A 9,611-nucleotide genomic window follows, 5' to 3' on the forward strand; every position below is an offset into this window, starting at 1 on the left:
AGTTAAAATACCTTAAGAAAAATTTAGGAAATATAGAAGACTTAATTCAAGCTGGGGCTTCCCGTGGAAAATCTGAGTAAAAGACAGAAAAATTGTCTAGAGACTATCAAAAAAGTTTATGAACAACAACAGTCAATGTGGGAGAATAAGACCCAGAGTGTTCCTCAAAGAATTGTAAGTTTAACTCAACCGCATATTCGTCCAATAGTGAGGGGAAAAGCAGGAAAACCAATAGAGTTTGGAGCTAAACTCTCAGTAAGCTGTGTAGATAACTATGTGTTTCTAGACAAAATAAGTTGGGAAAACTTCAATGAATCTTGTCATTTAAAAGAACAAGTAGAAAAGTATAAAGAAACGTTTGGCTATTATCCCGAATCCGTCCATGTAGATAAAATTTATCGAACTAGGGAAAACAGAAATTGGTGTAAGGAAAGAGGGATAAGAATCAGTGGTCCGAAGTTAGGAAGACCTCCGAAAAATGTCAGTGAAGAAGAAAAGAAACAATCCCACTCCGATGAATGCTTCCGTAATGCTATTGAGGGAAAGTTTGGACAAGCTAAACGAAGATTTAGCCTAAATCTCGTGATGACAAAACTCCCTGAAACCTCCATTACATCTATTGCTATTACATTTTTAGTTGTCAATCTTTCTAAACTTCTGAGGCAGTTTTTGTCGCTTTTTTTGTCCTTATTTACTAATAATAGAACAGGGGAACTCATCAAACCGCCTTTCATTAATTTTGATTATACTTTAAACAATTTTTATGTACTAAAACTTATTGATTTGTCAGAAAATTCTTGGTCAAAAGTGGCATAAATTTTGGAGAAACTTTTTCAGCAAACCCTAATTATGAACAGAGAATTGAGACTTTATTTTCAGCGGTATCGAGAACAATTCCTCCCACTTCAAAACATTATAACTTATTTGGTATTGACACAACTCCCTGTCCACGACCGTTTGCCGAAACGTTAGCGGATAAAACCTTTATTCATTACCCCAATCCAATTAAGGGAAATAAACCCATTAATATTGGACATTGTTATTCCGTTGTCTGCGCTTTACCTGACCAAATAGACACAGAAAAAGTCCCTTGGGCTGTCCCCTTATCAGGAGAGCGAGTCCCCTCTAAACATAAAGGAGTAAATCAAGGCAATCAACAACTAAAAAAAATCTGGCAAAGTTCTTTATTTTCTGATAAATTATCTGTCTTAGTGGCTGATAGTGACTACAGCCAAAAGGATTTTATTGGGGAACAAGTTAAGCCTGAAGACGTAGTTACTATTACAAGAGTTAGAAGTGACCGAGTTTTTTATCGTCAATTTATTCGGGACCCAAATCAAGCCAAAACTTCGGGACATCCCCGTTGGTATGGGGATAAATTTGACCTTAAAGATGACCAAACTTGGACTGAACCTGATGAAGTTCATCATGTTCCCTTTACAACGAAAAAAGGTCGTCAATTAACAGTGACTATTTCGGGATGGAAACAGATGTTAATGAGAGGAACTAAAAACTATAAAATGAACAATCACCCCTTTACTTTACTCCAGATTGTTGTCAGAGCTCAAGAAAGAAATAGTATTTGGAAACCTATGTGGCTTATTGTTATTGGTTCTCGGCGCGATGAGTTAAGTTTAGTTGATTGTTATCACTGTTATCGACAACGTTATGACATGGAACATCTTTTTCGATTTGGTAAACAAAGATTATTGATGACATCTTATTTAACTCCCGATGTACATCATGAAGAAAATTGGTTTAAACTAACACTTCTTTCTTATGTAAATTTGTGGGCTGCCAGAAAATTAGCTGTGGTTTTACCCCGTGATTGGGAACAGTATTTGAAGACTAATAAATCCATCAAAATCACCCCTAGTCTAGTTCAAAGAGACTTTTCAAGAATAATTACGACCTTGGGGACTTTCGCCAAATTTCCCAAACGTCGAGGTTTTTCTTCCGGACGTATTAAAGGTTACAAAAAAGCCCCACGAACTCGTCATGATGTTATCAAGAAAGGGAGCAAAAAATCAACTGAAAACTTAAAAGCTCCTTAGTTTTCCTCAGAATCTATAGATTAGCCCTATTTGTCAGCCAATTTTATTGACTGATACAGAGCCGATATTTTGGGATTTTAGTTTAGCGTAAAATATACGCTAACAAACTTTTTTTGTCCAAAGTCCAATTATACAAAGATGAAGACAATTATTGGATTGTTGAATGTCCCAGTCTTAAAGGTTGTGTTAGTCAAGGGAATACAAAAGAAGAAGCTCTTGCTAACATAAAAGAAGCTATTACAGGTTATATTGCTGCTTTAGAGGAGGATAACTTACCTATACCAGAAGAAAACTTGGCTACACCGAACTTAGTGTGGTAAAAATCGCTCAAACCATCACTAAGCCTAACTTAGTAAGGAAGTCAATAAAAACCAAACTATCAAAAACTCAAATGTTTGCTAAATCAGGCTTTCAGAATGTTTTTTTAATAGTTTTACATAACAGGTTTGGTAGAACCCAAAACTTTGAGACTTTTCTAGTTGTTGTATGAGTAAACTTCCTAATATTTCTGGAAAGCAGTGCATTGAGGTCCTTAAAAAAATAGGATTTTATCAAAAACGTAGACAAAGCAGTCATATTATCTTAAGAAGAGATAATCCTTTTTTACAAGTTGTTGTCCCTGATCATCAAACATTACCTAAAGGAACATTACGAGCTATTATTAGGGATGCGGATACAAGTGTAGAAGATTTTATTAATTTACTTTAACAATAATCATAAAGATTAATATTATAATTTTGGGCTTAATAATATTAAACCCTCCACCATAACCGTATATTACGGGACAATCTTAAGCTAAAATTAAGAAAGAAAGTAACATTAGATACTTTTACTCAACATTATCCTTAAAAATTCCCCAACGCCTCACACACTATAGATAGGAGAGTATGAAATTTTGGTAGTACAACTTGATTCTACAACCTACGAACAACGAACCCAGGAAATAGCTAAGGAATTAATCGCCCAAACCCGTGAAAAACGATCACTTTGGTCTAAATTAGGCGACCAAATGCGTTTAGACGATAAACTATTAGACTTTGCTATGGCTAACCCTGGTTTACGGGTGCAATTATTCCATTTTATCGACACATTACCCGCGCTACAAAGTAATGCAGAAATAGCCCATCATCTGCAACAATACTTAGGGGATGAGTCCGTAGAATTACCTAGTTCATTAAAGGGTATTCTTAACTTTACTGATTATAATTCCCTTCCTGCTAAAGTAGCAGCCGAAACTATAAGTAAAGCGGTGCAAACCTTAGCATTCAAGTATATTTCTGGTGAAACTGTCCCCCAAGTCATTAAAACCGTCGAACGTCTCCGAAAAGAGAAAATGGGTTTTACTATTGACTTGTTAGGAGAAGCAGTTATTACGGAAAGCGAGGCCAAAGCTTATCTTGATAGTTATCTCGACTTGATGGAAAAATTGGCTACAGAGTCAAAAAAATGGTCAAATGTAGCTCAAATAGACACAGCAGGTGATGAAAACTTATCTAAGGTTCAAGTTTCTGTTAAATTAACCGCTTTTTATTCCCAGTTTGATCCCATCGATCCCCAAGGAAGTAAAGAAAAAGTCTGTACACTTATTCGTATTCTACTGCGCCGGGCCCAAGAGTTAGGGGTTGCCATCCATTTTGATATGGAACAATATGTTTACAAGGATCTGACTCTATCTATCCTAAGAGAATTATTGTTAGAAGAGGAGTTTCGCAACCGTAGCGATATTGGTGTTACCTTACAAGCATATTTAAGAGACTCCAAACAAGACTTACACGATCTCATTTCTTGGGCCAAACAACGAGGTACTCCCATTACAATAAGATTGGTGAAAGGGGCGTACTGGGATCAAGAAACCATTAAATCTGAACAAAATCACTGGCCACAACCTGTATATAACCAAAAATCAGCTACAGATGTTAACTACGAAGAGATGACCCAATTATTATTGGAAAATCATCAATATTTGTACGCTGCTATTGGTTCCCATAACGTGCGATCGCAAGCAAGGGCGATCGCCATCGCTGAAACCTTAAAAGTCCCCTCTCGCGCTTTCGAGATGCAGGTATTATATGGAATGGGGGATCAGTTAGCCAAAGCGTTAGTTAAAACAGGGCATCGTGTGCGAGTTTATGCGCCCTACGGTAACTTGTTACCAGGTATGGCCTACTTAATCCGTCGTTTACTGGAAAATACCGCTAATAGTTCCTTCTTGCGCCAAAATTTAGAAGAAAGACCCATCGAAGACTTAATCGCCTCCCCAACGCTTTCGGGGAATACCGAACGCATAGCACAAAAAGAGAGTTTTGTCAATGTCCCTGATACAGATTACTCTCGGGAAGTCCTACGGGATAAAGCAGAGAAAGCTTTAGCTAAAGTCAAAGATAGTTTAGGTAAGACCTATTTACCCTTAATTAACGGGGAATATGTCCAAACAGATGTCATTGTCGAATCCGTGAACCCTTCCAAGTCTTCTGAAGTGGTGGGACAAATTGGTTTAATTTCTGTTTCTCAGGCAGAACAAGCTTTAAATGCTGCAAGAGAAGCCTTTAAAGACTGGAAGAAAACCCCTGCGACAGAAAGAGCGAGAATAATACGTAAAGCTGGCGATTTAATGGAAGAACGCCGTCATGAGTTATCCGCTTGGATCTGTGTAGAAGTCGGTAAAGTATTGCAGCAAGCAGACGCAGAAGTATCCGAGGCCATCGACTTTTGCCGTTATTATGCCGATGAAATGGAACGGTTAGACAAGGGTTATAACTACGATGTAGCAGGGGAAACCAACCGTTATCATTATCAACCCAGAGGCATCGCTTTAGTTATCTCTCCCTGGAACTTTCCCTTTGCTATTTCCACAGGCATGACAGTAGCAGCCTTAGTAACAGGAAATTGTACCTTATTGAAGCCAGCCGAAACTTCTACGGTTATCGCTGCTAAAATTGCCGAAATATTGGTAGATGCCGGTATTCCTAAAGGAGTATTTCAACTGGTTCCTGGTAAGGGTTCCAAAGTAGGGGCATATATGGTCAACCATCCTGACGTACATTTGATCGCCTTTACCGGGTCGAGGGAAGTAGGATGTCGCATCTATGCCGATGCTGCTATCTTACAACCAGGACAAAAACACCTAAAACGGGTTATTGCAGAGATGGGGGGCAAAAACGCTATTATTGTTGATGAAAGTTCCGATCTGGATCAAGCGGTAGCAGGGGCTGTATTTTCTGCCTTTGGATATAGCGGTCAAAAATGTTCCGCAGCCTCCCGTATCATTGTTTTAGACCCGGTTTATGATGCTTTCTTAGAAAGGTTTGTGGAGGCTACTAAGTCGTTGAATGTGGGGGCAACAGATCAACCCTCTACCCAAGTTGGGCCAGTGATCGACGCAACGGCACAAAAACGCATTCTAGAGTACATCGAAATAGCAAAACAAGAGTCAACCCTTGCCCTGCAAATGGAAGCCCCTGACAACGGTTTTTATGTGGGTCCCACCATTTTCGGGGATGTCTTACCCAACCATACTATTGCCCAAGAGGAGATATTTGGTCCAGTGGTGGCGGTGATGCGAGTTAAAAGCTTTGCCGAAGCGTTAGGAGTTGCCAATGGAACCGACTACGCTTTGACTGGGGGTTTATATTCCCGTAGTCCCGAACATATCGAACAGGCCCAGAAAGAGTTTGAAGTAGGTAACTTGTACATAAACCGAACTATTACCGGGGCGATCGTTTCCCGTCAACCTTTTGGTGGGTTCAAGTTGTCCGGTGTGGGTTCCAAAGCAGGAGGCCCCGACTATTTATTACAGTTCCTCGAACCTCGTCATATTAGCGAGAATATTCAGCGTCAAGGGTTTGCACCCATAGAAGGCAACGAGTAATGAAGTCAGAAGTCAGAAGTCAGAAGTCAGAAGTTAGGTTTTTGGCTACATAATAATCTGTAGGGTGGGCAATGCCCACCTTACTTATCTTATTTTTTAACATGATTACTTAGGGTTTGCTGAATAAAAGCAAAACCCTATTCTTTAAAAGGTTACACCCATATTCGCGATCGCAAAGAAGATCAGCTTTGTCGGCTACAAACCGCTATAATTGGTAAAAACACCTCCCAGTTGTTGGTCAAGAACAAATGTATCGAAAAGAGGAGCAACCTTTACCGCCCCCAGAAAAATTTGAATTACCTTTCGAGAGCAAATTGTCCCCCAATAATCGTTGGGTAATCATGGCAGAGTTGATACCTTGGGATGATTTTGAGGAAGAATATGCTAAACTTTTTTCAGCAGAAAAAGGTGCGCCAGCCAAACTATTTAGAATGGCATTAGGGACATTAATTATTAAGGAAAAATCAGGAACAAGTGATAGAGAAACTATAGAACAGATTAGAGAAAATCCTTATCTACAATACTTTATAGGTTTAAATTGTTATCAACAAGAGCCACCACTGGAACCTTCAATGCTAGTTCATTTTAGGAAAAGAATTGATGGAGAATTGATAAACAAAATCAATAAAAAAATAGTAAAAAGAGAAATAGACAAGAGTGATAAAGAAGTAAAAAAAAAGGATTGTCTCCAAGAAAAAGGAGAAAAAATAAAAAATAAAGGTAAACTAATTTTAGATGCGACTTGTGCGCCAGCAGACATCAAATACCCAACGGATTTAGGCATATTAAATCAAGCCAGAATTGAGACAGAAAGAATAATAGATAATCTTTATAAACTATTAAGAGTAAAATTGAGAAAAAAGCCGAGAACTTCTAGAAAAATTGCTAGAAAGGAATACTTAAAAGTAGCTAAAAAACGAAAAGTATCTTATCAAGAAAGAAGAAAAGCTATCGGGAAACAGTTAAAATACCTTAAGAAAAATTTAGGAAATATAGAAGACTTAATCCAAGCTGGGGCTTCCCTGGAAAATCTGAGTAAAAGACAGAAAAATTGTCTAGAGACTATCAAAAAAGTTTATGAACAACAACAGTCAATGTGGGAGAATAAGACCCAGAGTGTTCCTCAAAGAATTGTAAGTTTAACTCAACCGCATATTCGTCCAATAGTGAGGAGAAAAGCAGGAAAACCAATAGAGTTTGGAGCTAAACTCTCAGTAAGCTGTGTAGATAACTATGTGTTTCTAGACAAAATAAGTTTGGAAAACTTCAATGAATCTTGTCATTTAAAAGAACAAGTAGAAAAGTATAAAGAAACGTTTGGCTATTATCCCGAATCCGTCCATGTAGATAAAATTTATCGAACTAGGGAAAACAGAAATTGGTGTAAGGAAAGAGGGATAAGAATCAGTAGTCCGAAGTTAGGAAGACCTCCGAAAAATGTCAGTGAAGAAGAAAAGAAACAAGCCCACTCCGATGAATGCTTCCGTAATGCTATTGAGGGAAAGTTTGGACAAGCTAAACGAAGATTTAGCCTAAATCTCGTGATGACAAAACTCCCTGAAACCTCCATTACATCTATTGCTATTACATTTTCAGTTGTCAATCTTTGTAAACTTCTGAGGCAGTTTTTGTCGCTTTTTTTGTCCTTATTTACTAATAATAGAACAGGAGAACTCATCAAACCGCCTTTCATTAATTTTGATTATACTTTAAACAATTTTTATGTACTAAAACTTATTGATTTGTCAGAAAATTCTTGGTCAAAAGTGGCATAAATTTTGGAGGAACTTTTTCAGCAAACCCTACTTATATTGCAACAATTCACAAAGATGAAGATAGTGATTATGGCGTACAATTTTATGATTTTCCTGGTTGTATTAGTGCTGGAGAAAGTATTGAAGAAGTAAAAATAATGGCAAAAGAAGCTTTAATAGGTCATATTAATTTAATGGTAGAGGATGGTGATTTTATTCCTAAACCTAGCACCTCACGGGGTGACAAGCCCGTTAAAACCCTGATTGAAAGAGGGTTTCAGCCGTGGCGATCGCTCTATAAATTGTCAAAAACTAGAGGGCTTATTGAGAATAAACAATAATGATAATCATTCTTGCCGTGTGTGTGGGGGGGAGGACGGTGTAACCCTCCTCCCCCCCACAGGGTTGATGCTCAAAATCAACCCCTTGGGCAATATTAGTTTTTATTAAAAAATAAAAATTGGTTTATTTTGGATAGTTACATCTAAAATAAATCATCTTCCACTGGTTATTTTATGTTAAGATAAAATAGGGGAATCAAGCCGTCTTATCTATTATGGACATGGCTTGTAACCCTTTTTTATAATTGTTGAGTTTCTGGGGATTATTGCTCATCATAATTGAAATAAAATCAGAGCAAAATTCCCAAGCGTGAATCCAAAGAGAGCCATAAAGTCCTATCCAAAAATTACTATGTCTTCGGTCACATCTTGATTTTTCAGTTAGACGAGCAATATATTTTCCTTGATTGGTTTGTCGAAATGTTTTGCCTTTTAAAGAAGTAGCAGTGTAAGCGATCGCTATTAATAAAATCAAGGAATTTAGTCGTTTATTATTGGCTTTACTTCCCTCCCAATTATAACCCCCTGTCTTACAATCCTTGAACATAGCTTCAATACCTGCCCTGGCTCGATAGACTTTCAAGACCTCTGATAAACTGTCTAAGTTGGTAAGAATAAACCAAGGCTCTTTTTCCTGTTTGCCCTTGTATTTTCTTTTCCAATATGCTCCCACATTAAAGTTTCCAAACCCTTTATTTTTAGTGACTGAAACCCCAGTTAAAAACATCTTCATCCCAGGTTTCATTCCTAACTGCGAAAAAGTTTGATAATCTTCATCATCTTTTTTCTGGTTTGTACCTTGTTTCTGACGAAAAGCGAAGAATAACTTTTGTTTTTTACTTTTTTGTTTCAACCAATAAGCTAATTTAACACTGTGGAATTCTCGGTCTCCAAGAATGACTAACTCATAGTTTTTTAGAAGACAAAGAACAGGTTGAATTAATGCCTGTTGTTCAGATAATCTGCTGGCTCCTCTTTTCCCTAAAAGTGTCCAATAGATGGGTAAAGCCCGCTTTTTCCAGATAACAGCAACCATGAAAACATTTTTATCTTTCCATTGGGTTCGGTCAATTTTTATAATCAGACGAGAGCCAGTCTTAAATTCTTTACAAATAATAGCTTTAATCACAGGAAACCAGAATCTGGGAATGGCTAAAGCTGACAAAACTAGGAATCTCTGGATATGTTTACGACGACTTTGATAAAGGATTGGTAAAGGAAAACAAGCTGCTAACCGTTCTATTCTAACCTGTTTATGTACTGTCAGCAACCACAGTAAAATTCTAAAAGCCTCGAACTGTGTTTGTGTTAAATGTTTGGTAAAATGAGATTCATAAACTGCTAAAAAGCTCATGATTTAAGTTATAAAACGATTAAGGACAATCTGATTATTATTAGCATAAAATCGGATTGTTTTCTCTCTTTTAGGAGTTGACGCTCGCGCATCAAAACAGTTTGGGGGGGCAGGGCAATCGCATTTAATTTTTGAAAAGCTGACTGCATAAGAGGTTTCGCTATCGCCGTTCATTTGTACTGAAACTCTAAAATCTTTACTGGATCACGCATCTCAGATTTTAATGCGATTGCCTGTTGG

Annotated in this window: 6 protein-coding genes and 2 pseudogenes; 7 read left to right on the top strand and 1 reads right to left on the bottom strand. The window is 37.6% G+C overall.

All coding sequences use genetic code 11. From position 1 onward, the window contains the following. The 7 genes and pseudogenes from CWATDRAFT_RS27005 to CWATDRAFT_RS40590 all read left to right on the top strand — a co-directional run. Positions 1–816 (top strand): annotated as a pseudogene (locus tag CWATDRAFT_RS27005) (IS5-like element ISUnCu10 family transposase); the annotation flags it as partial. Between the two features lie 23 nt (positions 817–839). After that, a pseudogene (locus tag CWATDRAFT_RS27010) lies at positions 840–2,054 on the top strand (NF041680 family putative transposase); the annotation flags it as partial. 113 nt (positions 2,055–2,167) lie between these two features. Further along, positions 2,168–2,374: a type II toxin-antitoxin system HicB family antitoxin gene (locus tag CWATDRAFT_RS27015; RefSeq protein ID WP_007307979.1), complete on the top strand. Its 207-nt coding sequence runs from the start codon at positions 2,168–2,170 to the stop codon at positions 2,372–2,374. Positions 2,375–2,540: 166 nt separating this feature from the next. Further along, entirely contained in the window at positions 2,541–2,762 is a 222-nt protein-coding gene (locus tag CWATDRAFT_RS27020) for a type II toxin-antitoxin system HicA family toxin (RefSeq protein WP_042712563.1), read from the top strand. A gap of 187 nt (positions 2,763–2,949) precedes the next feature. Next, on the top strand, positions 2,950–5,922 hold the full coding sequence (gene pruA / locus CWATDRAFT_RS27025; RefSeq protein ID WP_007307980.1) for an L-glutamate gamma-semialdehyde dehydrogenase: 2,973 nt from the start codon (positions 2,950–2,952) through the stop codon (positions 5,920–5,922). A 248-nt stretch (positions 5,923–6,170) separates the two neighbouring features. Then, positions 6,171–7,697, top strand: a complete 1,527-nt coding sequence (locus tag CWATDRAFT_RS27030) for an IS5-like element ISCwa2 family transposase (RefSeq protein WP_007307981.1) — start codon at positions 6,171–6,173, stop codon at positions 7,695–7,697. Continuing rightward, on the top strand, positions 7,679–8,017 hold the full coding sequence (locus CWATDRAFT_RS40590) for a type II toxin-antitoxin system HicB family antitoxin (RefSeq protein WP_007307982.1): 339 nt from the start codon (positions 7,679–7,681) through the stop codon (positions 8,015–8,017). The genes CWATDRAFT_RS27030 and CWATDRAFT_RS40590 overlap by 19 nt, the downstream gene beginning before the upstream one ends. Positions 8,018–8,213: 196 nt before the next feature. Here CWATDRAFT_RS40590 and CWATDRAFT_RS27040 read toward each other — a convergent pair whose 3' ends face one another. Beyond that, a complete protein-coding gene (locus CWATDRAFT_RS27040) occupies positions 8,214–9,371 on the bottom strand; it encodes an IS4 family transposase (RefSeq protein WP_007307983.1) in 1,158 nt (385 codons plus the stop codon). Between the last annotated feature and the right edge of the window lie 240 nt (positions 9,372–9,611).

This window comes from Crocosphaera watsonii WH 8501 (genome assembly GCF_000167195.1).
Lineage (GTDB): Bacteria > Cyanobacteriota > Cyanobacteriia > Cyanobacteriales > Microcystaceae > Crocosphaera > Crocosphaera watsonii.

What these genes read in the sequence shown, in the direction of transcription:
- CWATDRAFT_RS27020 (WP_042712563.1), top strand. Translation starts at nt 2,541, where the DNA reads ATGAGTAAACTTCCTAATATTTCTGGAAAGCAGTGCATTGAGGTCCTT.
- CWATDRAFT_RS27030 (WP_007307981.1), top strand. Translation starts at nt 6,171, where the DNA reads ATGTATCGAAAAGAGGAGCAACCTTTACCGCCCCCAGAAAAATTTGAA.
- CWATDRAFT_RS27040 (WP_007307983.1), bottom strand. Translation starts at nt 9,371, where the DNA reads ATGAGCTTTTTAGCAGTTTATGAATCTCATTTTACCAAACATTTAACA.